This window comes from Streptomyces sp. NPDC057010 (assembly GCF_042673805.1).
Taxonomy (GTDB): domain Bacteria; phylum Actinomycetota; class Actinomycetes; order Streptomycetales; family Streptomycetaceae; genus Streptomyces.
Genome location: NZ_JBHUSC010000032.1, coordinates 12,665 through 38,502, shown reverse-complemented (window position 1 = coordinate 38,502; position 25,838 = coordinate 12,665). Strand labels below are relative to the sequence as shown.

Below are 25,838 nucleotides of genomic sequence, written 5' to 3'. Positions count from 1 at the left end.
ACCGAAAGGCTCCGACACATGGCCGACGGGCAGCCCGCGCGTCGCGTGGTGGACCTCCTCACCGGCGCCTGGCAGGCACAGGCGCTCCACGCGGCCGCCGTACTCGACCTCCCCGACCACATCCACGCCGGCCGCACCACCACCGCCGAACTCGCCGACGCGACCGGCTCCGGGACGGACGGGATCGAACGCCTGATGCGCCTGCTGACCGCCATGGGCGTCTTCACGGGCGACGGCGCCGAAGGCTACCGGCTCACCGGCGTCAGCGACCTGCTGCGCACCGACCACGAACGCTCCATGCGGGACATGGCGGTGATCTACGGCGAGGAGTTCCACCGCGCCTGGGGCGCCGTCGTGCCCGCCGTCCGCACCGGGATCTCCGGCTTCGAGCACACCTTCGGCACCACCCTGCGCGGGCACCTGGCGGCGGACGCGGGGGCCGCCGCCAAGTTCCAGCGGGCCATGAACGCCGGGAACGTCTTCTTCCAGGACGTCCTGGACTCCTACGACTTCGGCTCCGCCCGCACCGTCGTCGACGTCGCGGGCGGCGGCGGCATGCTGCTCTCCACCGTCCTCGGCGCCCACCCCGACCTGCACGGCGTCCTGTTCGACCTGCCGCACGTCGTGCCCGTCGCCGAGGCCCACCTGACGCGCACGCTCGGCCCCGGCCGGCACCGCACGGTCGGCGGCGACGTCTTCGAGGCGGTCCCCGGCGACGGCGACGTCTACCTCCTGTCACGGGTCCTGCAGGACTGGGACGACGCCCACGCCGTGCGCCTCCTCGCCTCGATCCGCGCGGCCATGCCCGACCGGGCCCGGCTGCTGATCGTCGAACGCGTCATCCCCACCGACGGCACCGCGCTGCTGCCGCTGCTGTGGGACCTGCACCTGCTGATGGCGGCCGGCGGCCGCGAGCGCACCCTCGACGGCTACCGCGCCCTCCTGGACGCGGCCGGGCTCCGCCTGGAATCCGTACGGGAACTGGCCCTGGAGACCAGCCTGCTGGTCGTGGCATTGGCAAAGGACGAACGATGACCACACCCCCCCGGCCCGCCGAGGCCCCCGACCGCCACGTCCCCGTCCTGATCGTCGGCGGCGGCGGCTCCGGACTGACCTCCTCGCTGGCCCTGTCCGACCTCGGCATCGCCTCGCTCCTCGTGGAACGCCACCCCTCGACCTCCGTCCAGCCGAAGGCGCACATCCTCAACGCCCGCACGATGGAGATCTTCGAGCACCTGGGCGTCGCCGCCGACATCTACCGCGAGGGCTCGCCCCCCGAGAACTGCGGGGCGATGGTGTGGCTGTCCAGCCTCGGCGGGGACGAACCGTACGACCGCAAGGTGCTGCACCGCACCAGCGCCTTCGGCGGCGGCGAACTCGCCGCGCGCTACGCGAAGGCCTCCGCGCAGCCGCACGCCAACCTCGGCCAGCGCTGGCTGGAACCGCTGCTGCGCCGGCACGCCGAGGAACGCGCCCCCGACGGCCTGCTCTTCCACCACGAGCTCCTGGACCTCACGGAGGACGAGGAGGGGGTCACCGCCACCGTCCTCGACCGCGACACCGAGAAGACCTTCCGCGTGCGCTGCTCGTACGTGATCGCCGCGGACGGCGGCAAGACGATCGGACGGCTGCGCGACGACGTCGAGATGGAGGGCACCCCGACCTTCCTCGAGTGGATCAACCTCCACGTCCGGGCGGACTTCTCGCCGTTCATCCCGTACGACGACGCCGTCGTCAACCGCGTCTCCAGCCTCTCCGAGGACGGCACCCTGGAGCACTGCGGGGTCGTGCCCATGGGACCGCGCCGCTGGGGCCGCCACTCGGAGGAGTGGACGCTGATGTTCTCGCGGCCGCCGGGAGACCGGGGCGCCGCCGAACTCGACGACGAGACCATCGTCAAGATGGTCCGCGGCACCCTCAAACTGCCCGACGACCACCCCATGGAGGTCGAGAGCATCAGCCGCTGGCCCGTGGAGGGCACCGTCGCCCGCCGCTTCCGCTCGGGCCGGGTCTTCCTCGTCGGCGACGCCGCACACCGCCACCCGCCGTCGGGCGCGCTGGGCCTGAACACCGCCGTCCAGGACGCCCACAACCTGGCGTGGAAGCTCGCCCTGGTCCTGAACGGCCCGGCCGACGAGGCCCTGCTCGACGGCTACGACGCCGAACGCCGCCCGGTCGCCGCCCGCGTCGTGGAACGCGCCCTGTTCTCCCTCTTCAACCAGATCGCGTTCACCGCCGGCACCGGAGTCGTCCAGGGGGCCCGCCCCGAATGGAACCGCGCCCAGATGACCGCCCTCTTCTCCGACACACCCGACGGGGAGACCCGCCGCGCCGTCCTGCGCGAGTACTTCGACACCAACCGCATCACCACCGCGCACCTCGGCCTGGAGATGGGCTACGACTACGCCGACGCCGGCCGCGTCACCCCCGACGGAACCCCCCGCCCCCAGGCGGACCCGCTGGGCCTGCAGTACCCCCAGACCGCCCGCCCCGGATCCCGGCTGCCGCACGCCTGGCTGTACCGGGACGGCCGCCGCGTCTCCACCCACCAGCTGCACACCGCCCCCGGATCCTTCCTGCTGCTCGCCGGCTCCCACGGCCAGGCCTGGCTGGAGGCCGCAGGCCGCCTGGCCCGCCGGCACGGCGTCCGGATCGACGCGTACGCCGTCACCACCGCCGCCGGCACCGACAGCGGGCTCGCCGACGCCGACGGCGAGTGGAGCCGGCTGCGCGGCCACGACGAGGACGGCGCCGTCCTGGTCCGCCCCGACGGCTTCGTGACGATGCGCCTGCTCTCCGCCTGCGCCAAGCCCGCCCAGGCGCTGGAGGAAGCCCTGCGCACCGCCCTCGGGCACACCCCGCCCGCCTCCGCCGCCAAGACCGCGGAGCCCAAGCCGGCAAGGGGGCGGTGCTAGATGGACACCCCCGCCTCCCACACCCCCGTCGCGATCGTCGGCGGCGGACCGGTCGGCCTGATGCTGGCGCTCTTCCTCGACCGCCACGGCGTACCCTCCACCGTGTTCGACGCCGCCCCCCGCCCGTACGGCGAGCCGCGCGGCAACACCCACAACGCGCGGACCATGGAGCACTACCGCCGCCTGGGCATCTCCGCACCCATCCGCCGCCTCGGCCTGCCCGCCGAACACCCCGCCGACATCGCATGGTTCACCCGCTACGACGGCCGTGAACTGGCCCGGCTTCCCCTGGCCTCCCGCAGCCTGCGCATGCGCCAGAGCGCCGCCGCACCCGCCACCGACCAGACACCCGAGCCCGTACACCGCGCCAACCAGATGTACGTCGAGCGGTTCCTGTACGAGCACGTCCGCACCCGCCCCCGCATCACCCTGCACCTCGGCCGCACGGTCACCGCCCTGCGCCAGGACCGCACCCAGGTCGTCCTGCGCACCGAGGACGCCGACGGCCGCGCCGAACACACCCGGGCCCGCTACGCCGTCGGCTGCGACGGCGGCCGCAGCTTCGTCCGCCGCTCCCTCGGCGTCCACTACGAGGGCCCCGGCTCCCTCGACCAGGAAGTGCTGGGCCGCCGCGCCACCGCCGCCCACCTGCGGCTGCCCACCTTCCACACGGACGTCATGACCGGCCCGCGCGCCTGGAGCTACTGGGCGCTCAACAGCGAGCTCGTCATGAACCTCATCTCCCTCGACGGCGCCGACGAGTTCTTCCTGCTCACCAGCTCCGTCGACCCCGACACCGCCGGCCCCGGACCGATCGGCGACCTGGTGCGCCGCGCCGCCGGCACCCCACTGCCCGTCGAGGTCCTCGGCCACCGGCCCTGGACCCCGGGCGCCGCCCTCGTCGCCCAGCGCTTCACCATCGGCCGGGTCCTGCTCGCCGGGGACGCCGCCCACCTGTTCACCCCCAACGGCGGCTTCGGAATGAACACCGGCGTCGACGACGCCGCCAACCTGGCCTGGAAGCTCGCCGCCGTCCTCCAGGGCTGGGGCGGCCCCGGCCTGCTCGCCACGTACGAGAGCGAACGCCGGCCCGTGGCCCTGCGCAACACCGCCGCCGCCCGCGAACTCAACGCCGGGCTCGGCTCCATCGCCCGCCCGCCCGCCCTGGAGGAGGACGGCCCGGCCGGCGACGAGGCCCGCGCCAGGGCGGGCGACCTCCTGCGCGACTACGGGGAACGCACCCACTCCCTCGGCGTCCAGCTCGGAGCCCGCTACGACGGATCGCCCATCGTCGCCGGAGACGGCGAACCACCGGCCGACTCCTGGGGCACGTACACCCCCTCCGGCGTCCCCGGCGGCCGGGCCCCGCACCTGTGGCTCGACGACTGGCACGGCCAGGGCAGCTCCCTCCACGACCGGTTCGGCACCGGCTGGACCCTGCTGCGCCTCGGCGGCGGCGCCCCCGACAGCAAACCGCTGGAGGCGGCCGCCCAGGGCCTCGGCATGCCGCTGACCGTCCTCGACGTCGACGTCCCCGAAGCCCGCGACCTCTACGAACGGGACCTCGTGCTGGTCCGCCCCGACCAGCACGTCGCCTGGCGCGGCAACGCGCTGCCCACCCACCCCGGCGAACTCGTCGCCCAACTGACCGGCTCGGGGCGGGCCGGGGCCGGGGAGGCGGCATGAGCACCACCACCACGCTGGAGATCTGCATCGTCGGCGCCGGCCCGCGCGGCCTGTCGGTGCTGGAACGCATCTGCGCCAACGAACGCAAGTCCGCCGCGCACGGCTCGGTCGTCATCCACCTCGTCGACCCCTATCCGCCGGGCGCCGGCCGGGTCTGGCGCACCGACCAGTCGCGGCTCCTGCTGATGAACACCGTCGCCTCCCAGGTGACGGTCTTCACCGACGGGACGGTGGAGATGGACGGGCCCGTGGAACCGGGACCGAGCCTCTACGAATGGGCCCGCACCGTCGTGCCCGCCGACGACACCGGCGCGTACGACGACGCCACCCGCGCGGAGGCCCTGCGCCTGGGCCCCGACGCGTACCCGACCCGCGCCTTCTACGGCCGCTACCTGGAGTACGCCCACCGCCTCGTGAAGCAGGAGGCCCCCGCCCACTGCGCCGTGATCGAACACCGCACCCGCGCGATCGCACTGGAGGACGACGGGCCCGTCCCCGGCGGCCCGCAGACCCTCACCCTCGCCGACGGCACCCGCCTGTCCGGCCTGGACGCGGTCGTCCTCGCGCAGGGCCACGTACGGGGACGGCCCTCGGAGAAGGAGGCCGAGTGGTCGCGCACGGCCGCCGCGCACGGCCTGGCCCACTTCCTGCCCGCCAACCCGGCCGACCTGGACCTCTCCGTGGTCAAGCCGGGCCGGCCCGTCCTCATCCGCGGCCTGGGCCTGAACTTCTTCGACCAGATGGCGCTGCTCACCCACGGCCGCGGCGGAACCTTCACCCGCCGCGCCGGCCGGCTCGTCTACCTGCCGTCCGGGCAGGAGCCGCTCATCTACGCCGGCTCGCGGCGCGGCATCCCGTACCACGCGCGCGGCGAGAACGAGAAGGGCGCGCACGGCCGCCACGAGCCCAGGCTGCTGGACCAGGACGCGATCCGCGCGCTGCGCCGCCGCACCCTCGAAGGCGAGCGGGTCCACTTCTCCACCCACCTGTGGCCGCTCATCGCCAAGGAAGTGGAGAGCGTCTACTACGAAACCCTGCTGGTCTCCCGCGGCGAGGCCGCCCGCGCCCCGGCCCTCGCCGAGGCCTACCTCGCGGCGCCCGCCGGGGCCGCCGAACGCGCACTCCTCGACGCCCACGGCATCGAGGAGACCGCCCGCTGGGACTGGGAGGCGCTCGCCCGCCCCGCGGGCTCCACCCGCTTCACCGACCGCGCGCACTTCCGCCGCTGGCTCCTCGACTACCTGGCACGGGACATGCGCGAGGCCGCGGCCGGCAACGTCAGCGGACCGCTCAAGGCGGCCCTGGACGTCCTGCGCGACCTGCGCAACGAGATACGGCTGGCCGTCGACCACGGCGGCCTGGAGGGCAACTCGTACCGCGACGACCTCCAGGGCTGGTACACGCCCCTGAACGCCTTCCTGTCGATCGGCCCTCCCGTGTCCCGCATCGAGGAACTGCACGCGCTGATCGAGGCCGGAGTCGTCGAGGTCCTCGGCCCCGGCCTGGAGATCACCATCGACGCCGGCGGCCCCGCCCCCGCCTTCACGGCCCGCTCCCGGAGCGTGGACGCCGAACCCGTACGGGCGAGCGTGCTCATCGAGGCCCGGCTGCCGGAGCCCGACCTGCGCCGCACCGGAGACGCCCTGCTCCAGTACCTGCTGCACACCGGCCAGGCCACCCCGTACCGGCTGGAGGGCAGCTGCGGCACCGCGTACGAGTCCGGCGGCCTGGCCGTCACCCAGCGCCCGTACCGCACGGTGGACGCCCGCGCGCGCACCCACCCCCGCCGCTTCGCCTACGGCGTCCCCACCGAGGCCGTCCACTGGGTGACCGCCGCCGGCATCAGACCGGGCGTCAACTCGGTGACCCTCGGCGACTCCGACTCCATAGCCAGAGCCCTCCTGGACCTCTCCCCTTCCCACCGCCCGGCCCCCATGGCGGAGGCCCGCAGGTGAGCCCACGACGACGCCGCACCCCTGCCGCAGGCCCCCGCACGAGCACCTCCGCCCCTTTGCGAGGGTGGCTCCTGCGGTCTGCCGCAGGCCCGCGCAGGGCCGGCTCCGCCGCTTCGTCACGGCGGCTCCCCGACCGGCTGGAGGCCCGCACATGACCGCCTTCGACGGCTTCGACGGGGGCCCCGACACGGGCCTGCTCTCCCCCGTACGGGCGGCCACCCCCGTCGAGGAGGCCGTGGGGGACCGGGCCTGGCTCCAGGCCATGCTCGACGCCGAGGCGGCCCTGGCCCGGGCCCAGGCCCGGCTGGGCACCGTCCCGGCCTCCGCCGCGGAAGCCATCACCGCCGCCGCCCGGGCCGACCGGTTCGACATCCGCGCCCTGGCCGTCTCCGCCCGCGAAACCGCCAACCCGGTGGTGGGCCTCGTCCAGGCCCTGACCGCCCGGGTGGCGGCCGAGGACCCGACGGCCGCCGAATACGTCCACCGCGGCTCGACCAGCCAGGACGTCCTGGACACCGGCGCGATGCTCGTCTGCGCCGGCGCCCTCGACCTGATCGCCGCCGACCTGCTGCGCACCGCCGAGGCCCTGGCCGCACTCGCGGAGCAACACGCGACCACCGTCATGGCGGCCCGCACCCTGGCCCTCCACGCGGTCCCCACCACCTTCGGCCTCAAGGCGGCCGGCTGGCGCCAGCTGGTCCTGGAGGCCGAGACCCGCATCACCACGGTCCGCGCCTCCCTCCCCGTCTCCCTGGGCGGCGCAGCCGGCACCCTGGCGGGCTACCTCGAACACGCCACCCCACCCCCCACCGAAGCCCCCGCCAGGCGATCGGCGGAGCCACATCCAGCCCCGCCGGCGTTTGAGGCGCGGGGTCCGGGGCGGAGCCCCGGGGCGGCCGACAGGCCGCTACCGCACCCGCGAGCCCGACAGGGGACCGTGGCGGCCCCGCCACCCCCCGACGCCCCGGGGGCGTACCCGAACCCGCCCCAGCCGTCCGCCAAGGACTACGCCGACCGCCTGGCCGACGCCTTCGCCGCCGAGACCGGCCTGGCCCGCCCCACCCTCCCCTGGCACGCCCTGCGCGCACCGATCGCCGACCTCGCCGCCGCCCTCGCCTTCACCACCGGCGCGCTCGGCAAACTCGCCGTCGACGTACAGGTACTGGTCCGTACGGAGATCGCCGAGGCCACCGAACCCGCCGTGGCCGGCCGGGGCGGCTCGTCCGCGATGCCCCACAAACGCAACCCGGTGCTCTCCACCCTGATCCGCAGCGCCGCCCTCCAAGTCCCCGCACTGGCAGCCGGGCTGACCCAGTGCCTGGTCACGGAGGACGAGCGCTCCGCAGGAGTCTGGCACGCCGAGTGGCTGCTGCTCCGCGAGTGCATGCGCCTGGCGGGCGGCGCCGCCTGGACGGCCGCCGAGCTCGCCGAGGGCCTGACCCCCCACCCGGAGCGGATGCTCCGCAACCTCGCCCTCACCGGCAGCCAGGTGGCCACCGAGCGCCTGGCCGCCGCCCTCGCCCCACGACTGGGCAAGGCCCACGCCAAGGACCTGCTGTCCGAGGCATCCGCCACCGCCGACCGGGAAAACCGCCCGCTGCCCCACGTCCTGCGCGAACTCCCGGACATATCGCGGCACTTCACAGACAGGGAACTGACCGACCTCCTGGACCCCACCACCTACACCGGCGCCGCCGAAGCCCTGGTCTCCCGCGCACTCGCCCCCCGCACCCCGCCGCAGGCCACCCCACGTCCCGCCAAGCCGAAGGATTCCTGATGTCCCGCCGCCTCTTCACCTCGGAGTCCGTCACCGAGGGCCACCCCGACAAGATCGCCGACCAGATCAGCGACACGATCCTCGACGCCCTGCTGCGCGAGGACCCCACCTCCCGCGTAGCCGTCGAGACCCTGATCACCACCGGCCTCGTACACATCGCCGGCGAGGTCACCACCCAGACCTACGCCCCGATCGCGCAGCTCGTCCGCGAGAAGATCCTGGAGATCGGCTACGACTCCTCCGCCAAGGGCTTCGACGGCGCCTCCTGCGGCGTCTCCGTCTCCATCGGCGCCCAGTCCCCGGACATCGCCCAGGGCGTCGACACCGCCTACGAGAACCGCGTCGAAGGCGATGAGGACGAGCTCGACAAGCAGGGCGCCGGCGACCAGGGCCTGATGTTCGGCTACGCCACCGACGAGACGCCGAACCTGATGCCCCTGCCCATCGAGGTGGCCCACCGCCTCTCCCGCCGCCTGTCCGCCGCGCGCCGCGACGGCTCGATCCCCTACCTGCGCCCCGACGGCAAGACCCAGGTCACCATCGAGTACCAGGGCAGCCGCCCCGTCCGCCTCGACACCGTCGTCGTCTCCTCCCAGCACGCCGCCGGCATCGACCTGGAGAAGCTGCTCACCCCCGACATCCGCGAGTTCGTCGTCGAACACGTCCTGCGGGACCTCGCCGAAGACGGCATCAAGCTCGACACCGAGGGCTACCGCCTCCTGGTCAACCCGACCGGCCGCTTCGAGATCGGCGGCCCGATGGGCGACGCCGGCCTCACCGGCCGCAAGATCATCATCGACACGTACGGCGGCATGGCCCGCCACGGCGGCGGCGCCTTCTCCGGCAAGGACCCCTCCAAGGTCGACCGTTCCGCCGCCTACGCCATGCGCTGGGTCGCCAAGAACGTCGTCGCCGCCGGCCTGGCCTCCCGCTGCGAGGTCCAGGTCGCGTACGCCATCGGCAAGGCCGAGCCCGTCGGTCTCTTCGTCGAAACCTTCGGCACCGCCCTGGTGGCGACCGACCGCATCGAACGCGCCATCACCGACGTCTTCGACCTCCGCCCCGCCGCGATCATCCGCGACCTGGACCTGCTGCGGCCCATCTACGCCCAGACCGCCGCCTACGGCCACTTCGGCCGCGAACTCCCGTCCTTCACCTGGGAACGCACCGACCGCACGGACGCCCTGCGCAAAGCCGCAGGCCTCTGACGAACCACCCACCCCGTCCCACGCGCCCCACCCACACCACAGGAGCCCCCGACGTGCGCATCGCAGTCACCGGTTCGATCGCCACCGACCACCTGACGGTCTTCCCCGGCCGGTTCCGCGACCAGCTGATCCCCGATCAGCTCGACCACGTCTCGCTGTCCTTCCTCGCCGACACCCTCGAAGTCCGCCGCGGCGGCGTGGCGGCCAACATCGCCGTGGGCCTGGCCCGCCTCGGCCTCGCCCCCGTCCTCGTCGCCGCGGCCGGCCAGGACTTCGCCGACTACGCCGCCTGGCTCGAGAACAACGGCGTGGACACCGCCTCCGTGCGCGTCAGCGCCACCCTCCACACCGCCCGCTTCATGTGCACGACCGACGCCGACCACAACCAGATCGCCACCTTCTACGCCGGCGCCATGGCCGAGGCCCGCCACATCTCCCTGGCCACCGTCGCCGAACGCACCGGAACCCCGGACCTGGTCGTCATCGCGCCCAACGACCCCGGGGCGATGCTGCGCCACACCGACGAGTGCCGCCGCCTCGGCATCCCCTTCGCCGCCGACCCCTCCCAGCAGCTCGCCCGCCTCGACCGCGACGAGACCCGCCGGCTGATCACGGGCGCCCGCTACCTCTTCACCAACGACTACGAGGCCGCCCTGCTGCTCCAGCGCACCGGCTGGACCCGCGAGGAGGTCCTCGCCCGCACCGGCACCTGGATCACCACCCTCGGCGCCGACGGCGCCCGCCTCGAAACCCGCGACGGACAACCGGCCCAGGCCCAGGCCCACGTCCCGGCACTCCCCTCACCCACCCCCACCGACCCCACCGGTGTCGGCGACGCCTTCCGCTCCGGCTTCCTCGCCGCCGTCGCCCGCGGCCTGCCGGCCCCGACGGCCGCCCGGCTGGGCTGCGCCCTGGCCACCCTGGTCCTCGAATCGGTCGGCACCCAGGAGTACAAGATCGTGCCGGCGGACCTGCTCCGCCGCATCGCCGACGCCTACGGCCCCGACGAAACCGCCGCCCTGGCACCGCTCCTGACGGACCTCCCGTGACACCGCCGGCCCCCGCCCCCGTCGCCGCCAAGACCCTGCGCGAGCACCTGCAAGCGGGCCTGCGCTCCTTCTCCTTCGAGTTCTTCCCGCCGAAAACCGCGGCGGGCCACCGCACGCTCTGGGAGGCCGTCCGCCGGGTCGAGGCCCTGACCCCCACCTTCGTCTCGGTCACCTACGGCGCCGGCGGCTCCTCCCGCGACCGCACCGTGGAGGTCACCCGGCGCATCGCCGCGGAGACCACCCTGCGTCCGGTCGCGCACCTGACGGCCGTAGGGCATTCCGTCGCCGAACTGCGCCGCATCATCGGCCAGTACGCCGACGCCGGCATCCGCGACGTCCTCGCCCTGCGCGGGGACCCGCCCGGCGACCCGAAGGGCCGGTGGACCCCCCACCCCGACGGCCTGAACCACGCCCACGAGCTGGTCACCCTGGTCCGTGAACTGGGCGCCTTCACCGTAGGGGTGGCGGCCTTCCCCGAGCGGCACCCCCGCTCGCCCTCATGGACCGAGGACATCCGCCACTTCGTGGCCAAATGCCGGGCCGGCGCCGACTACGCCATCACCCAGATGTTCTTCGACGCCGAGGACTACCTCCGTCTGCGCGACCGCGTCGCCGCGGCCGGCTGCGACACCCCGATCATCCCCGAGATCATGCCGGCGACCGACTTCCGCCAGATCCGCCGCTTCGCCGAGCTCAGCGACGCCCGCTTCCCGACCGCCCTCACCCGGCAGCTCGAAGCCGCGCAGGACAACCCGGCGGACGGGCACCGCATAGGCGTCGAGCACGCCACCGTCATGTCCGAACGCCTCCTCGACGAAGGCGCGCCGGGCCTGCACTACATCACCCTCAACAAATCCACGGCGACCCTGGAGATCCACCAGAACCTGGGCACCGCCCACCGGTGACCCCCACCCGTCCCCTTCGTTAGGGGACGCGTGACCACCACCCACCCCACCACCTCGGAAACCCTCACCCGCTTCTACGCCGCCGAAACGGCCTACGTCGCCGCGGGCGGCCCGGGCCGCGCCGCCTTCGACGACATCGCCGCCTGCCTCGACCCGCAGGTGGTGCTGCACCAGGCCCCCGGGCTGCCCTACGCGGGGGACTGGCGCGGCCCCGAAGGCATCGAACGCTTCATGGCGGTCATGGGCGAGGCCTGGCGATCCATCGAATTCCTCGACCAGCACCGGATGATCGACGGCCCCGACGTCGTGGTCACCAGCCGCGTCCGCTTCGTGGCCCGCGCGACAGGCCGCTCCCTGGAGACCAGGATCGTCCAGCTGATGACCGTACGGGACGGAAAGATCACCGAGATCCGCCCCTTCTACTGGGACCCCCCGGCGGTCGCCGCCGCCCTGCAGGGCCCCTGACACCCGGCCCCCGCCCCCACCCCGGCCCCCGAACTCGACGTCGGAAAACTGCCAGCACCCCGGCCCCCCGACGCCGACGATGGAAGCCACCATGAACCTTTCCGCACCACACACCACACTCGACCGGGACGAACTGTTCCGGCAGCTGAACACGGACGGCGTGGCCCTCACCCCGCCCCTCCTGACCCGGGAGCAGTGCCGGGAGACCGCCGCCCTCTTCGACGAGCCGCAGCTGTTCCGCTCCACCGTGGTGATGCAGAGATACGGGTTCGGCCGGGGCACCTACAAGTACTTCGCCGACCCCACCGCCACCCCCCTCGTGGGCCGGCTGCGCGAGGAGCTGTATCCCCTCGTCGCCTGGATGGCCAACCAGTGGGCCCCGCAGCTCAAGGAGCGGAGCTTCCCCGCGACCCTCGACGAACTCCTCGCCGAGTGCGCGGCCGGCGGCCAGTCCCGGCCCACCCCGCTCCTCCTGCGCTACGACAAGGGCGACTACGCCTGCCTCCACCAGGACGTCTACGGAGACCTGGTCTTCCCCCTGCAGATCGCCATCATGCTCAACGAGCCCGACGAGGACTTCACGGGAGGCGAGAACGTCTTCGTCGAACAGCGCCCCCGCTCCCAGTCCCGCGCGCTGGTCGTCAAACCGTCCCTGGGCCAGGGAATGATCTTCCCGGTCCGGCACCGCCCCGTCCGCGGCGTGCACGGCTTCCGCCGCCACCCCATGAAGCACGGCACCAACGCCGTCGACTCGGGCCGGCGCACGGTACTGGGCCTGATCTTCCACAACGCCCGCTGAATCCGAGGCAGAGCCATGATCTACACGACAACGGAAAGCCCCCTGGGCACCCTCCGCCTGGTCGCGGAGGAAGCACCCGACACGCCCCCCGCCCTCGTGTCCCTCTCGATGCCCGGCAGCCGCGGCGCCACCCCGCCCCGCGAAGACTGGCGGGCCGACCCCGAGGCCTTCACCGAAGCGGTGGCCCAACTGCGGCAGTACTTTGAAGGCCGCCGCACCCGCTTCGATCTGAATTGGCGCGCACACGGCACCGAGTTCCAGCAGCGCGTGTGGGACGCGATCGACGAGATCCCGTACGGCACGACCACCACCTACGGCGCCCTCGCCGACCGCCTGGACGTCCCCCGCGCCCAGGTCCGCGCCCTGGGCGCGGCGATCGGAGCCAACCCCCTGCTGCTGCTCCGCCCCTGCCACCGCGTCATCGGCGCGGACGGCACCCTGCGCGGCTACGCCGGCGGCATCGAGGCCAAGGTCGCCCTCCTCACCCACGAGGGCGCCCTCCAGCCGATGCTCACGACCTGACCGAAAGAGCCTCCCATGAACGCACCGGACCGCACCGAAACGGCCGACTGGAAGGCCATCGCCGAGGAACTGGACACATACGGCTGCGCCCTCACCCCCCAACTCCTCACCCCGGCCGAGTGCCGCGCCGTGACCTCCCTCTACGAGGACACCGAACGCTTCCGCACCACCATCGACATGGCCCGCTACCGCTTCGGATCGGGCGAGTACCGCTACTTCACCCACGACCTCCCCGACCCCGTGGCCGCCCTCCGCGCCGCGCTCTACCCCCGCCTCCTCCCCATCGCCCGCGACTGGGCCGCCCGCCTGGGCCGCCCCGCCCCCTGGCCGGACTCCCTCGACGAATGGATCGGGATGTGCCACGCCGCGGGCCAGGACCGCTCGGCACAGATCCTGCTGCGCTACGAGGAGGGCGACTGGAACGCCCTGCACCGCGACCTGTTCGGCGACCTGGTCTTCCCGATGCAGGTGGTCATCGGCCTGGACTCCTACGGCACCGACTACACCGGCGGCGAGTTCCTCCTCGTGGAACAACGCCCCCGCGCCCAGTCCCGGGGCACGACGACCCCCCTCCCGCAGGGCCACGGCCTGATCTTCACCACCAGCGAACGCCCGGTACAGACCAAGCGGGGCTGGTCGGCCGGGGCCGTACGCCACGGCGTCAGCACGGTCCGCTCCGGCCGCCGCCACGCCCTGGGCCTGGTCTTCCACGACGCGTCCTGACGGGGTGTACGTCCTGACCGGCCCGGACGGCCGCCCGTACAGGTCGTGCACCCCGGGGAAGTTCGGCGGCCACCGGGGCGCACGCCTCTACGGCCGCCTGGACTGCCCGTCGGCGCTCCGCGCCATCGCCCGCGGCGGGTACGTCCCCCACCGCGTCTTCTTCGCCGACGAACCCACCGCCCGGGCGGCGGGCTACCGCCCGTGCGCCCGCTGCCTACCGCAGGAGTACACGGAATGGAAAGCCGGCCGACCAGCGGCAGGTCCCCCCTCCTCACCCCCGCCGAGCGGGCCGCCTGCGCCGCACTCCCACCCCCCGCCCCCCACACGGAGTCCGAACTGACCGCGCTGATCGCCCGCGTGGCCCGATCCGGAGCCCGTACGGTGGTCGTGGGCCACAGCCGCGACGCCGCGTCGGCAGCGGCGGCGGCGGCCTTCGCATCGGCGTGGCGCTCCCGGGGCGGCGAGGTCCTGGACACGGTCGACTGGCCCGAACACGCCGCCTCCTGGCTGCGCCCGGCCCGCCGCCTGACGGCCCCCACCCCCGACGCCTGGGTGATCGCGGCGGCCCCCCTCGGCTGGGCCCAAATGACCCGCCGCCTCCTCCACAGCACCCCCTGGACCCCGACACGCACCTTCACGTTCTAGCGTTCACTTCCATGTCATTGCAACGCAACGATGATCTCCGTTGCGTTAATCGCGAGAACCATTGCAATGATTTTACGGCTCTGGCCTGCATAAATACCATCTGCATGCAACGAAGTCGTTGATGGATCCTTGAAGGCAACGTAGCGTTTCTCTTGTCGGAAACGCCCCGGCAGTAAGCCGAATCAAGGAGAGCCGTCATGCAGAAGTTCGAGACCCCCGCCCCGATCGCCGCCGTCCTCGACATCCCGGCCGGCCGTATCCGCTTCATCGCCGCCGACCGCGCCGACACCACCGTCGAGGTCCTGCCCGCGGACGCCTCCAAGAGCCGCGACGTCAAGGCCGCCGAGCAGATCCAGATCGCCTACACCGACGGGGTCCTGCGGATCGAGGCCGCGCCCGCGAAGAACCGGATCCTCGGCAACTCCGGATCGGTCGAGGTCACCGTCCAGCTGCCGGCCGGCTCCCGCGTCCAGGCCAAGGCCGCCAGCAGCGAGCTCCGCGGCGTCGGCCGACTCGGCGACGTCACCTTCGAAGGTGCGCACGCCACCGTGAAGCTCGACGAGACCGCCGCCGCCACCCTCACCCTCCAGGCCGGCGACGTCAGCCTCGGCCGCCTTGGTGGGTCCGCCCTGATCACCACCCAGAAGGGCGACCTCCACATCACCGAGGCCACGGCCGGGACCGTCGAACTGCGTACCGAACACGGTGAGATCACCATCGGCGCCGCCCGCGGCAGCTCCGCCTCCCTCGACGCCGGCACCGGATACGGCCGCATCCACAACGCACTCCAGAACACCAACGGCACCCCCGACCTCGCCATCCAGGCCACCACCGCCTACGGCAACATCACCGCCCGCACCCTCTGAGCCGGCCTTCCACCCCGAAGCTGAAAGAAGCCACACCATGACCGCCACAAGGCCGGCCTGGACCGGCATGGTCCCGATCGACGACACCGCCCTGGCCGTAACCGACACCGGCGGCCCCGGCCGCCCCGTCGTCTACCTCAACGGCTCCTACGCCGACCAGTCGCACTGGCGGCGCGTCATCACCGACCTCGGCGGCGACTACCGCCACATCACCTACGACGAGCGCGCCCGCGGCAAGTCGAAGCGCGCCACGGACTATTCGTTCGAGGCGTGCCTGCGCGACCTGGACGCCGTCCTCACCGCCAGGGACGTGGACCGGCCGATCCTGGTCGGCTGGTCCTACGGCGCCCTGCTCGCCACGCACTGGGCCGCCCGCAACCCGGACCGCACCCTGGCGGCGGTATCCGTGGACGGCGCCCTGCCGCACGAGTGGCTCGACGACGCCGCCCGCGAACAGATCCACAAGCTGTTCCGCAAGATGAGCCCGCTGTTCCCGATCGCCCGCCCGCTCGGCCTGGCCGCACGCATGAGCGCCGCCCAACACGCCGAGATCAACATCGAGGCCAACGAACTGTGTGCGCCCGCCGCCCTCAACCCGGTCCTCGACCGTCTGACGGTACCGACCCGGTACGTGCTCGCCACCGGCGGCAACCTGGGCGGCGACCCGAAACTGATGGAACAGATCCGCGCCAACCTCGACCCGGTATGCGCCCGCAACCCCAACATCCGAGTCGCCGCGAAGGTGGCGAGCAACCACTCCAAAATCCTCCGCAAGGACTCCCGGGCCGTAGCCGACGCGATCCGCGAACTGGCCGGCTGAGCGCCTTCGTCGCGGACGGAGCGCGTCCGGCCGTAATCTCGGAACGATCAACATGTGGATCAAACAATAGGCATGTATGAACGCGCCGAGTCGGGGGATCAGAGCATGGACTTCTTGCTGCCGTTGGACGCCACCACCGCGACGCTGGAGACGGCGGGCGGCAAGGGAGCGGCTCTGTCAGAGCTCGCGCGCGCCGGGCTGCCGGTACCGGGCGGATTCCACGTGACGACCGCCGCGTACCAGGAGTTCGTCACCTCGACCGGCATGGCCGACCGCATCCGTGCGGAGCTCGCGGCCGCATCCGGACCGGACGGGGACCCGGACGGGGCGGGCGCCCGCATCCGGGCACTGTTCGAGGAGAACCCCCTGCCCCCCGCCGTGGAACAGGCCGTCTCGAAGGCGTACGCCCAACTCGGCGACGGCGCACGCACCGTCGCCGTGCGGTCGTCGGCCACTGCGGAGGACCTGCCCGATCTGTCCTTCGCCGGCCAGCAGGACACGTACCTGAACATCTCCGGCGAGCCCGCCCTCCTGGCCGCCGTCCGGCGCTGCTGGGCGTCCCTGTGGACCGACCGCGCCCTCGCCTACCGGGCCAGGGCCGGCATCGCACACGAGGACGTCTCGCTGGCCGTGGTGGTGCAGGAGCTGGTGGCCGCCGATGCCGCCGGGGTGATGTTCACCGTCGACCCGCTCGGCGGACGCGCCGACCGGCTCGTGATCAACGCGGCCTGGGGCCTGGGCGAAGCCGTCGTCAGCGGGCTGGTCACCCCGGACACCCTGCTCGTCGACCGGGCGAGCCTGGCCGTCGTGGAGGAACGCATCGCCGTGAAGGAGGCGATGACCGTACCGACCGCCGACGGCACCGCGGAGCGGCCGGTCCCCGCCGACCTGCGCGAAACCCCGGTCCTCGGCGCTGCCGAAGCCCGTGAACTGGCCCGGCTCGGACTCGCGATCGAGGAGCTGTACGGAGAGCCGCGCGACGTCGAGTGGGCCCGCGAGGCGGGTTCCTTCCGCATTCTCCAGGCACGGCCGATCACCACGGTCGCGGCGCCCCGGCCGGAGGTGTGGAACGACAGCACCGGCACCGACTCCCTGTGGACGAGCGCCAACCTGGGGGAGGCCGTCCCGGACGTGATGACGCCCGCGACCTGGTCGTTCGTCAAGGCCTTCATGGGCGACGTCATGGTCGGCGCCAGCCTGGAGGGACGCCCGATGTACGGGAACATCGGCGGCCGCTTCTACATGAACCTCAGCGTCACGGCCACCCTCGCGGCCGCGTTCGGGCAGGGCCGGAAGTTCGCCCGGGCCAACGAGCTGGTGTTCGGGCGCCTTCCGGAGGGCATGGCCATTCCGCTGCTGCCCGCATCCAGGCTGCGTGTCTGGCGGGACACCATCGGCGAGGCGTTCGCGGTGATGAGCCGCATCCGCGCGAACGGCAAGCAGCTGCCGGCGTTCCTGGAGGAGGCGCCCGCGCACTGCGAGGAACTGCGGGCCCGTGTCGCCGCCGCGGAGAGCGCGGGGGACCTGTCGGCCCTGTGGGAGTCGCAGGTGGCGCCGTACTTCCGCCGCTGCTGCCACATGCTCCAGGCCGCCACCCGCCAAGGCGGCGACGCCCTCGTCAAGGTACGCGGCACCCTGGAGTCCCTCGTGGGCGAAGCGGACGCCGACCTGATGACCACCGGCCTGGGCAACGACGGCCGGCTGGCCAGCATGGGACCGCTTCTCGGCCTGGAACGGCTCGCCCGCGGCGAGACCGACCGCGACACCTACACCCGCGCCTACGGCCACCGCAGCCCGCACGAGTTCGAGGTGTCCCTCCCGCGGCCCGCCGAGGACGCGCAGTGGATCGACCGGCAGATGGCCGCACTCGGCACGGTCGAGGAGGACGCGGCGCTGCGGCTCGCACGGCAGACCACCGCCCGCGAGGCGGCATGGGGCCGCCTGGCCGCCGAACACCCCCGGCGGGTGGCGGGGATACGTGCGGCGGTGGACAGCTGGGCGGCCTCCGCACGCCTGAGGGAGGCCGCCCGCACCGAGATCGCCCGAGTGTTCTGGCTGCTGCGGACGTTCGTACTGCGCGCCGGCGAGATCAGCGGCGCGGGGGACGACCTCTTCTTCCTGTCCCGCGAGGAGATCCTCGCCGTACTCGGCGGCGACCGGACCGCGCTCGCCACCGTGCCGGCCCGCCGCGCCGCGTACGAGGGCTACCGCGCGCTCCCCACGTACCCCACGCTGATCCGGGGCGAGTTCGACCCGGCGACGTGGGCCGCCGACCCGAACCGGCGGGCGGACCTGTTCGACCCGCAGGACACGACGCCCCCCACGGACACGGTCGCGGGCTCGCCCGCGTCCGCCGGCGTGGTGGAGGGCATCGCCCGGGTCATCGCCACCGTCGAGGAGGGCGAGACCGTCCGGCCCGGCGAAATCCTGGTCACCACGGTCACGAACATCGGCTGGACCCCCCTCTTCACGCGGATCTCGGCGATCGTGACGGACGTCGGCGCGAACCTCTCCCACGCCTCGATCGTGGCGCGCGAGCTCGGCATCCCGGCGGTGGTCGGATGCGGCAACGCCACGACGCGGATCCGGACGGGGGACAGGATCCGGGTGGACGGCGGCCGCGGAACGGTGGACGTCCTGCGCGCGGCAACCACCGCCCTGGAACCCACCTCCCAGCACACGAACGGATGATCCACCCGGTGCACAAACACGACCAGGCCATGCGCCACCACTTCCACCAGGCCGCCGCCCGGCGCGGATTCTCGGTCGCCCCGGAGCAGGAAGCCGCCGTCGAGCGGCTGGCCCACCTGGCGGCCGAACTCGCCCGGCCGGCCTGGACGTTCCCCAGGCCACCCCGCGACCTCTACGTCTGGGGCCCGGTGGGCCGGGGCAAGAGCTGGCTGGTGGACACCTTCTACGAAGGGCTGCCCACCGGGCGCAAACGCCGCCTGCACTTCCACGACTTCTTCCGGCAGCTGCACGACGGCGTGACGGCACCGGGCTCCCGCCGCGACGGGCAGAGCGCCGTCGACCGGGCTCTCGACGAGCTGATCGGGGACAGCCGGGTCCTGGTCTTCGACGAGTTCCACGCACACGACGCGGGCGACGCCATGCTGATCGCACGCCTCTTCCGCACGCTGCTGGACCGCCGGATCACCCTGGTCACCACCTCCAACTACCCGCCCACCGGACTGATGCCGGACCCGCTCTACCACCACCTGTTCGAGCCGACGATCAAGCTCATAGAAGAGCGGATGGACGTCCTGGACGTCACGGGCCCGGTGGACTTCCGCCGTCTCCCGGTGCCGGCGGACGGCGACCGCCGGTTCTCGACGGGCCTGTGCCTGCCCCCGGAGGACGCCGCCCTGGCGGCACACGGCCTCACCGCCCCACCCCCCGCGGAAGCCGCCACCGTCCGGGCCCACCTGCGGGAACTGCCGGCCCGCGCGGTACGGGCCGACCTCGTCTGGTTCGACTACGACGCCCTGTGCGAGACCGCCACGGCAGTACCCGACTACCTGGCCCTCGCCGAACGGTTCACCACCCTGGTCCTGGAGGGCGTGCCCCCGCTGCCCGAGACCTCCGCGAACGGCCTGCAACGCTTCGCGAACCTCGTGGACGTCGCCAGCGACCGCGACCTCCGGCTGATCCTCATAGGCTCCGACCCCCTGACCACCGACCAGCCCCTCCCCCGCGACCTGAACCGCACGGCAAGCCGCCTCGCGATGCTCCACCGCCCCCGGTGAGGACACGCCGCAGCAGGCCCTCTTTCGGGTGACGTGGCCCCGGCGCGCCCGGCGCCGGGCGGGACGGGACGGGGATCGAGGGGCCGGGTCCGCAAAGCTGAGCTGCCCGGCCGAGGGCCTTCCCACCGGTCGGTCACCCCGGTCTCCTCGCACCCCCCCCGCGGACCCCTTGGGAGAGCCCCCATGCGTATCCGAACGCGTATCCGATGCGCCGCGCCGGCCGCCGTGGCCGCGCTGGCCCTGGTGGGCGGGACCCCCGCGACCACCACCCACGCCTCGCCCGGCGCGCCGGAAGCCGCCGCCCGCCCCGGCGACCTGGTCGCCAGCGCCCCCTCGTCGTTTCACCCGCGGCCTGGCCGGCCCACCAACACCAAGGCCTGGAAGATCCACTACCGTTCCACCACCGCCGACGGCGCCCCGAACACCGTCTCCGGCACCGTCATCGTCCCGCAGGACGGCCGCACCGGCCCCCGCCCCCTGGTCAGCTACGCCGTCGGCACGGTCGGCCTCGACGACTCCTGCGCGCCCAGCGACCACTTCCCCGACGGCACCTCCTCGGAGGGCAACCTCGTCCATCAGCTCACCCAGCGCGGCTGGGCCGTGGTCGTCACCGACTACGAGGGCCTCGGCACCCCGGGCCCGCACACCTACTCTGTCGGCCCGTCGGAGGGGCACGCCGTCCTCGACGCGGCGCGCGCCGCCCAGCAGCTGCCCGAGGCCGGGCTGCCGGCCTCCGGCCCGGTCGGCATCATGGGGTACTCGCAGGGCGGCCAGGCAGCCGGCTGGGCGGCCGAGCTGCAGGGCTCGTACGCCCCCGAACTCCAGGTCAAGGGGGCGGCGGCCGGCGGGGTCCCGGCGGACCTGCTCAAGGTCATGGACTTCAACAACGGCTCCATCGGCTCCGGCCTCGTCTTCATGGCGGCCGCGGGCCATGACGCGGCCTTCCCGGAACTGAATCTGGACTCCTACCTCAACCCGGCGGGCAGACTGCTGGTCTCCGGCCTCAGGACCCACTGCGCCGCGATCGACACGCTCGGCGGTTCCTTCAAGCGGATCTCCGACATGACCACGAAGGACCCGCTGGCCCAGCCCGACTGGCAGGCCCGGATGAACCAGTCCAAGCTCGGCCGGACCGCACCGGCCACGCCGGTGTACCAGTACCACGCGGTCAGCGACGAGTTCATCCCGTACGCCGTCGCCCAGCAGCTGCGCGCCGACTGGTGCGCGAAGGGCGCGGACGTCCACTGGCATGCGATCGCGGGCCGCGGCCACATCACCGGAGGAATCAGCGAGGCAGCCGCGGCGGCCACCTGGCTCGCCGATCGCTTCGCGGGGCGCCCGGCGGACGGCAACTGCCCCGTCGGGTAGCCGTGGTGGTCAGCCGGTGAAGCCGGCGGTGGCGGAGGTGGCGTATCTCGGAGCGATCGGCCTGGCCGGCCAGTACTTCAACACCGACGGCGACTTCGACCGGGGTGGAGCCTGGAACGGCTGGAGCAACATGGGCGGCGACAACCTCACACGCGTCAGCAGCGCCGCAGCGAACGGCGTCAACCACGTCTTCGCGACCACCGGCGACAACCGCCTCATCGAACGCGACGGCAACTACAACACCGGCACCTGGAACGAGTGGGCCGACGCCGCGGGCTGGACGGTGTTCCCACTCACGGAGGCGGTGACATCGAGCGCCTTGAACCCGCCGGCGGGGCCGGCGACGCTCCAGCTGCCCCACGCACCGGCGGCGTAGTCGGCGTCGAGCTGGAGGATCTGCCCCGTCGTGTCGGTGGCGAAGATGTGGTTGACCTGGTCGGCGGTGGTGGCGCTGGTGACGTGCTTGAGGTGGGTGCCGCCCTGGTCGCTCCAGCCGTTCCACTTTCCGGCCGTGTAGTCGCCGTCGGTGTTGTAGAGGTGTCCGTCCGAGCCGATGGCCACGAGGTGGACGGTGTTGCCGTAGGAGGACGCGGACAGTGCGGTGTAGGTGGTGGAGTTGTTGATGGCGGGTGTGAACCAGCCTGACCATGTTCCGGCTGCGTAGTCGCCGTCGTTCTCGTAGATCCTGTTGTCGCTGCCGATCGCGAAGACCCGGTTCACCGATCCCGTGCCGGCACTGGTGACCTCCTTCAGCTGCGAGGCGCCCTGGGCGCTCCAGCCGCTCCACCTGCCTGCCGCGAAGTCGCCCTCGGCGTTGAACAGGCCCCCGTCGGGCGTGATCCGCTGCACGTGCACCGTGTTCTTGAGCCGGGGCTGATCCGGCCGGGCGGGGCCGCCGGTGAACCAGTGTGCCGCGTACGCCTCGTCCAGAGGGGCGAAGAAGGCCTGGGCCATGGGGGCGTATCCGGCGTCGTTGGGGTGCAGGCCGTCGGCCATCTGCGCGGGATGGGTGGCGTCCGCCCGGTCGGTCGACGTCAGTGCGGGTGCGTCGACGAACCGGAAACGCTTTCCGGCCTGCTGCTTGGCCTGTTCCAGCTGCTTCAGCCGCTGGTTGTACCGCGCCACGGGCTGGGACAGGTCCTGGTGGTTCCATCCGGGGGTGGTCGGGATGAGACCTTCCATGATGACGGTGACTCCGGGCCGGGCCGCGAAGATCTGGTCGACGAGGGCGGAGGCCTGGTCCGCGGCCTGCCCCGGGTCCGCGCCCTGATTGAGATCGTTGATGCCGATGTGGAGCAGTACGACGTCGGGCTGGGCTGCCGCCAGCCAGCGGTTCGCGCCGGCACGTATGCGCTCGATGGTGTAGCCCGCGTGCCCCTCGTGCGCGGAGTCCGGCATCGCACCGTGCTCGAGGGACCCGACGAAGTCGAGCGCGTAACGGGACTGCTTGACGGCGAGTCCGTGCAGCGGCAAGCGGTAGCCCGATCCGCTGGAACTGCCCTGCCCGTAGGTGATCGAATCACCGAGGGGCATGACGCGGACCACGGGTGCCGACGGTGCGGCGGAGGCGGGGACCGCCCCCAGGACCGGGGCCGTGGCCGCCACCAGGAAGGCTGTGGCGCTGGTCAGGATGGCGAGGCGGTGCACGGTTCTCCTTGGGAAAGCCGTCCTGCCCGGCACGTGGTCGTGCCGGGCAGGACGGGACGGGACGCGGGAGCGGTGCCTTGGGGTCAGGCGCCGGGGGTGGCGCTGATCTGCTTGAAGCCTGCCGCGTCGCCGACGAGGGCGAAGGGGCTCCAGGACCCGGCGGCGTAGTCACCGTTCGCGTTGTAGACCCGGTCGTCCGAACCGATCGCGTACAGGTGCACGGTCTTGCCCGCGGGGCTGGCCGCGAGCTGCTTGAACCCGGCCGTGCCGCTGATCACGTTGTAGCCGCTCCACGTACCGGTGGAGTAGTTGCCGTTGTTGTTGTAGATCCGGTCATCGGCGCCGATCGCGTACAGCCGGACCGTGTTGTCTTCCGGCGCTGCGGCGATCTGCTTGAAGCCGGCTGCGTTGCCGACCAGGTTGTAGCCGCTCCACGTGCCGGTGGAGTAGTTGCCGTTGTTGTTGTAGATCCGGTCGTCGGAGCCGATGGCGTACAGCCGGACGGTGTTGCCGGTCGCGGCGGCGGTGATCTTCTTGAATCCCGCGGTGCCGTCCACCAGCTGGAAGCCGCTCCAGTTGCTCTGCCCGTAGTCCCCGTCGTTGCTGTATACGCGGCCGTCCGCGCCGAGGGCGAAGAGGCGGACCGTGTTGCCGGTCGCCGCGACCGAGATCTGCTGGAAGCCCTGCGTGTTGTCGACGAGCTGGAAGCCGGTCCAGGTGCCCGTCTTGAAGTTGCCGCGGTCCTCGTAGATACGGTCGTCCGCGCCGATCGCGTAGACGTGCACCTCGTCGCCCACCCGGATCGAGGTGGTCTGCCTGAAGCCCTGCGTGCCGTCGACGGTCTTGTACCCGTCCCACGTACCCGCCGAGTAGTTCGCGTTGTTGCCGTACACCCGGCCGTCCGAGCCGATCCCGTACAGGTGGACCGTCGGGGACACCGCGGCGGTCGCCGGGGTCTGCGGAGTGCCTTCCTCGCCGCTGCCCAGCGGGGAGATGTAGGCGGTGATGACCTGGCCGAACGGGGACTGCCCCACACGCCAGTTGGTGGTCGTGTTCGTGTGGACCGCGTTGCTCTCGTTGCCGCCGGTGATGGTGACGCTGTCGCCGGAAATGGCGGTCACGATGGCGACGTGGTCGTTGATGTAGGTGCCGTCGTTCATGTTGTAGACGACCGCGTCGCCGACGTGCGGCGTGTTCGACCGGGTGCCGTACTTGTTCCCGTAGTCGAGGAAGCTGTTGGCCATGTCGGTCAGCGTGCCCCGGCCGGCGACCCCGGCCTGGGCCCACGCCCAGCCGGCGAAGTCCGCGCACCAGGCGTGGGTGCGCTGGCCGTTGCTGCAGCTGCTGTTCTGGTTCGGGCCGCCGACGTATCCACCGTGCGCGCAGGGCCCGTTCCCGGTCTCGCCCCTGGCCGCGGAGGCGATGGTCTCGCCGATCGTGGCGGCGCTGGCCGGGGCCGCTCCGAGGACGCCCAGCGCCGCGACCGAGAGCGCGGAGGTGACCGCGAAGGAGACGGAGCGGCGCAGCGAAGACGCGGAGACACGGACGGACTGGGACATGGTGGTTCCCCCCACAGAATCGATCGGTAGCGCTCGAACTTCCGTCCGGCGCTTCGAGATCAACTCTGTCCCGGGTCCCTGACCTGCGGAAGTGCAATCCGCTGGACGTAAAGGGCCTTGGCCCAAAGGGGCCCGGGCGGGCCGCTGTCAGACGGGGTCCGAGGGCAGCCAGCCCTGCTGGACCGCACGGACACCCGCCTCGAAGCGGCTGCGCGCATCGAGCCGGCCCATCAGGTCCGTCGCGATCCGCCGTGCCGTGCGCTGGGAAATGCCGAGCCGTTTGGCGATCGCCTCGTCCGTGTGTCCCTGGGCGAGGAGGCCGATGGTGGCCGCCTCCTGAGGGCTCAGACCGTGCCCGTCCCGCACCACTGCCTCACCCAGTACCTGCGCCCCCGCCCAGACCGTCTCGAAGAGCGCGCACAGCGCGGTGAGAGTGCCCTGGCCGGTCAGGACGACCGCAGCGGCCCCCGAATCCTCACTGTTGACCGGGATGACAGCGGTCGCACGGTCAGTGATGATCATCCGGGTGGGCAGGGACGCAACCGTCCGCACCTGCCCGCCGAGCCGGGACAGCCAGTTCGCGTAGTCGACCGTGTTCTGGTCATTGCGGACGCTGCTCAAAAAGACACTGCGCATCCGCACCCCCCGGCCCAGCAGCTCCTCGTCCAGCGGACGCGATGCGTCGAGCTGTGCCGGCGGCTGTGCGCCGCCCGGAAGGAACGCCATGACGTCCGTGGCGACATCACGCGTCAGCCGGGCGAGCGTGTCGCGGATCGCGTCTATACCGATGAGGTGTTCGACCCCGGGGCTGGCGGCCGCGGGCCGCAGGTCGGCGTACTCGGCGATCAGCTGAGCGGCCGCACTCCGCGAGGACTCCAGACGCAGCTGCTGCGCCGCCAGCTCGGCCTGCTGGCGGGCCATCAGGGCCTCCATCCCGACATCCGGGGAGACGGCCCGCAGGCCCCCCTCCCGTTCTGCCGACGGCCGCACGAGAGCAAGTTCGCTCAACGTGTCGAGAGCGTCCCGCACCTCCTCCTCGCTCCTGCCCACCCGCGCGACGAGTTCGGCGACGCCGCCCGCCGGATCGGCCAGCATCGCGCGGTAGACCGCCTCCGCCACCGTGTCGAGTCCCAATGCCGTCAGCACCCTGATCCCCCTGAAAAGCCGGCCGGTAGTTCACGTG

22 protein-coding genes are annotated in these 25,838 nt (G+C 72.6%); 19 read left to right on the top strand and 3 right to left on the bottom strand.

From position 1 onward, the window contains the following. Positions 1-18: 18 nt before the first annotated feature. From ACFTXQ_RS24365 to ACFTXQ_RS24275, 19 genes are all read left to right on the top strand, one after another. Positions 19-1,035, top strand: coding sequence for a methyltransferase (locus ACFTXQ_RS24365; RefSeq protein ID WP_382644124.1), 1,017 nt, complete (start codon positions 19-21; stop codon positions 1,033-1,035). Next, positions 1,032-2,915 carry an FAD-dependent monooxygenase gene (locus tag ACFTXQ_RS24360; RefSeq protein WP_382644122.1) on the top strand — a complete coding sequence of 628 codons (1,884 nt, stop codon included), beginning with the start codon at positions 1,032-1,034 and terminating at the stop codon, positions 2,913-2,915. Before ACFTXQ_RS24365 ends, ACFTXQ_RS24360 begins: the two co-directional genes overlap by 4 nt. Next, positions 2,916-4,601 carry an FAD-dependent monooxygenase gene (locus tag ACFTXQ_RS24355; protein ID WP_382644120.1) on the top strand — a complete coding sequence of 562 codons (1,686 nt, stop codon included), beginning with the start codon at positions 2,916-2,918 and terminating at the stop codon, positions 4,599-4,601. Continuing rightward, positions 4,598-6,556 carry an FAD/NAD(P)-binding protein gene (locus ACFTXQ_RS24350; RefSeq protein ID WP_382644119.1) on the top strand — a complete coding sequence of 653 codons (1,959 nt, stop codon included), beginning with the start codon at positions 4,598-4,600 and terminating at the stop codon, positions 6,554-6,556. The genes ACFTXQ_RS24355 and ACFTXQ_RS24350 overlap by 4 nt, the downstream gene beginning before the upstream one ends. Positions 6,557-6,707: 151 nt before the next feature. Further along, positions 6,708-8,333, top strand: coding sequence for a lyase family protein (locus ACFTXQ_RS24345; protein WP_382644117.1), 1,626 nt, complete (start codon positions 6,708-6,710; stop codon positions 8,331-8,333). Continuing rightward, the gene (gene metK, locus ACFTXQ_RS24340) at positions 8,333-9,541 is read left to right on the top strand and encodes a methionine adenosyltransferase (RefSeq protein ID WP_382644115.1); all 1,209 of its coding nucleotides are present in this window, start codon (positions 8,333-8,335) and stop codon (positions 9,539-9,541) included. Before ACFTXQ_RS24345 ends, metK begins: the two co-directional genes overlap by 1 nt. A 53-nt stretch (positions 9,542-9,594) precedes the next feature. Beyond that, entirely contained in the window at positions 9,595-10,590 is a 996-nt protein-coding gene (locus ACFTXQ_RS24335; RefSeq protein ID WP_382644113.1) for a carbohydrate kinase family protein, read from the top strand. 35 nt (positions 10,591-10,625) lie between these two features. Beyond that, entirely contained in the window at positions 10,626-11,495 is an 870-nt protein-coding gene (gene metF / locus ACFTXQ_RS24330) for a methylenetetrahydrofolate reductase [NAD(P)H] (RefSeq protein WP_382644171.1), read from the top strand. 30 nt (positions 11,496-11,525) lie between these two features. Further along, complete coding sequence (locus ACFTXQ_RS24325) at positions 11,526-11,960, top strand: nuclear transport factor 2 family protein (RefSeq protein WP_382644111.1); 435 nt, start codon at positions 11,526-11,528, stop codon at positions 11,958-11,960. 91 nt (positions 11,961-12,051) lie between these two features. Then, positions 12,052-12,759: a 2OG-Fe(II) oxygenase gene (locus ACFTXQ_RS24320; RefSeq protein ID WP_382644109.1), complete on the top strand. Its 708-nt coding sequence runs from the start codon at positions 12,052-12,054 to the stop codon at positions 12,757-12,759. 15 nt (positions 12,760-12,774) lie between these two features. Beyond that, positions 12,775-13,281, top strand: coding sequence for a methylated-DNA--[protein]-cysteine S-methyltransferase (locus ACFTXQ_RS24315; protein ID WP_382644107.1), 507 nt, complete (start codon positions 12,775-12,777; stop codon positions 13,279-13,281). Between the two features lie 15 nt (positions 13,282-13,296). Beyond that, positions 13,297-14,004: a 2OG-Fe(II) oxygenase gene (locus ACFTXQ_RS24310; protein WP_382644105.1), complete on the top strand. Its 708-nt coding sequence runs from the start codon at positions 13,297-13,299 to the stop codon at positions 14,002-14,004. 4 nt (positions 14,005-14,008) lie between these two features. Further along, a complete protein-coding gene (locus ACFTXQ_RS24305; RefSeq protein ID WP_382644103.1) occupies positions 14,009-14,344 on the top strand; it encodes an Ada metal-binding domain-containing protein in 336 nt (111 codons plus the stop codon). After that, positions 14,239-14,649, top strand: coding sequence for a hypothetical protein (locus ACFTXQ_RS24300; protein WP_382644177.1), 411 nt, complete (start codon positions 14,239-14,241; stop codon positions 14,647-14,649). Before ACFTXQ_RS24305 ends, ACFTXQ_RS24300 begins: the two co-directional genes overlap by 106 nt. A 197-nt stretch (positions 14,650-14,846) precedes the next feature. Further along, the gene (locus tag ACFTXQ_RS24295; protein ID WP_382644101.1) at positions 14,847-15,515 is read left to right on the top strand and encodes a DUF4097 family beta strand repeat-containing protein; all 669 of its coding nucleotides are present in this window, start codon (positions 14,847-14,849) and stop codon (positions 15,513-15,515) included. A 37-nt stretch (positions 15,516-15,552) separates the two neighbouring features. After that, on the top strand, positions 15,553-16,335 hold the full coding sequence (locus ACFTXQ_RS24290; protein WP_382644099.1) for an alpha/beta fold hydrolase: 783 nt from the start codon (positions 15,553-15,555) through the stop codon (positions 16,333-16,335). 105 nt (positions 16,336-16,440) lie between these two features. Next, positions 16,441-19,026: a PEP/pyruvate-binding domain-containing protein gene (locus ACFTXQ_RS24285; protein ID WP_382644097.1), complete on the top strand. Its 2,586-nt coding sequence runs from the start codon at positions 16,441-16,443 to the stop codon at positions 19,024-19,026. Between the two features lie 8 nt (positions 19,027-19,034). Next, positions 19,035-20,081 carry a cell division protein ZapE gene (gene zapE, locus ACFTXQ_RS24280; protein WP_382644095.1) on the top strand — a complete coding sequence of 349 codons (1,047 nt, stop codon included), beginning with the start codon at positions 19,035-19,037 and terminating at the stop codon, positions 20,079-20,081. Between the two features lie 183 nt (positions 20,082-20,264). Next, on the top strand, positions 20,265-21,449 hold the full coding sequence (locus ACFTXQ_RS24275) for a lipase family protein (protein ID WP_382644093.1): 1,185 nt from the start codon (positions 20,265-20,267) through the stop codon (positions 21,447-21,449). 234 nt (positions 21,450-21,683) lie between these two features. On the opposite strand, the gene ACFTXQ_RS24270 is transcribed toward ACFTXQ_RS24275, so the two are convergent. From ACFTXQ_RS24270 to ACFTXQ_RS24260, 3 genes are all read right to left on the bottom strand, one after another. Then, positions 21,684-23,096, bottom strand: a complete 1,413-nt coding sequence (locus tag ACFTXQ_RS24270; protein ID WP_382644091.1) for a GDSL-type esterase/lipase family protein — start codon at positions 23,094-23,096, stop codon at positions 21,684-21,686. Between the two features lie 83 nt (positions 23,097-23,179). Next, a complete protein-coding gene (locus ACFTXQ_RS24265; RefSeq protein ID WP_382644089.1) occupies positions 23,180-24,655 on the bottom strand; it encodes a CHAP domain-containing protein in 1,476 nt (491 codons plus the stop codon). Between the two features lie 147 nt (positions 24,656-24,802). After that, positions 24,803-25,801 (bottom strand): LuxR C-terminal-related transcriptional regulator, encoded by a 999-nt coding sequence (locus ACFTXQ_RS24260; RefSeq protein WP_382644087.1) that lies wholly within the window; start codon positions 25,799-25,801, stop codon positions 24,803-24,805. Between the last annotated feature and the right edge of the window lie 37 nt (positions 25,802-25,838).

Bases quoted from the DNA above. Each gene is read 5' to 3' on its own strand.
- ACFTXQ_RS24290 (WP_382644099.1), top strand. From the start codon at position 15,553: ATGACCGCCACAAGGCCGGCCTGGACCGGCATGGTCCCGATCGACGAC.
- ACFTXQ_RS24360 (WP_382644122.1), top strand. From the start codon at position 1,032: ATGACCACACCCCCCCGGCCCGCCGAGGCCCCCGACCGCCACGTCCCC.
- ACFTXQ_RS24315 (WP_382644107.1), top strand. From the start codon at position 12,775: ATGATCTACACGACAACGGAAAGCCCCCTGGGCACCCTCCGCCTGGTC.
- ACFTXQ_RS24345 (WP_382644117.1), top strand. From the start codon at position 6,708: ATGACCGCCTTCGACGGCTTCGACGGGGGCCCCGACACGGGCCTGCTC.
- ACFTXQ_RS24365 (WP_382644124.1), top strand. From the start codon at position 19: ATGGCCGACGGGCAGCCCGCGCGTCGCGTGGTGGACCTCCTCACCGGC.
- ACFTXQ_RS24285 (WP_382644097.1), top strand. From the start codon at position 16,441: ATGGACTTCTTGCTGCCGTTGGACGCCACCACCGCGACGCTGGAGACG.
- ACFTXQ_RS24300 (WP_382644177.1), top strand. From the start codon at position 14,239: ATGGAAAGCCGGCCGACCAGCGGCAGGTCCCCCCTCCTCACCCCCGCC.
- ACFTXQ_RS24295 (WP_382644101.1), top strand. From the start codon at position 14,847: ATGCAGAAGTTCGAGACCCCCGCCCCGATCGCCGCCGTCCTCGACATC.
- ACFTXQ_RS24350 (WP_382644119.1), top strand. From the start codon at position 4,598: ATGAGCACCACCACCACGCTGGAGATCTGCATCGTCGGCGCCGGCCCG.
- ACFTXQ_RS24355 (WP_382644120.1), top strand. From the start codon at position 2,916: ATGGACACCCCCGCCTCCCACACCCCCGTCGCGATCGTCGGCGGCGGA.
- ACFTXQ_RS24310 (WP_382644105.1), top strand. From the start codon at position 13,297: ATGAACGCACCGGACCGCACCGAAACGGCCGACTGGAAGGCCATCGCC.
- ACFTXQ_RS24275 (WP_382644093.1), top strand. From the start codon at position 20,265: ATGCGTATCCGAACGCGTATCCGATGCGCCGCGCCGGCCGCCGTGGCC.
- metK (WP_382644115.1), top strand. From the start codon at position 8,333: ATGTCCCGCCGCCTCTTCACCTCGGAGTCCGTCACCGAGGGCCACCCC.
- ACFTXQ_RS24320 (WP_382644109.1), top strand. From the start codon at position 12,052: ATGAACCTTTCCGCACCACACACCACACTCGACCGGGACGAACTGTTC.
- ACFTXQ_RS24265 (WP_382644089.1), bottom strand. From the start codon at position 24,655: ATGTCCCAGTCCGTCCGTGTCTCCGCGTCTTCGCTGCGCCGCTCCGTC.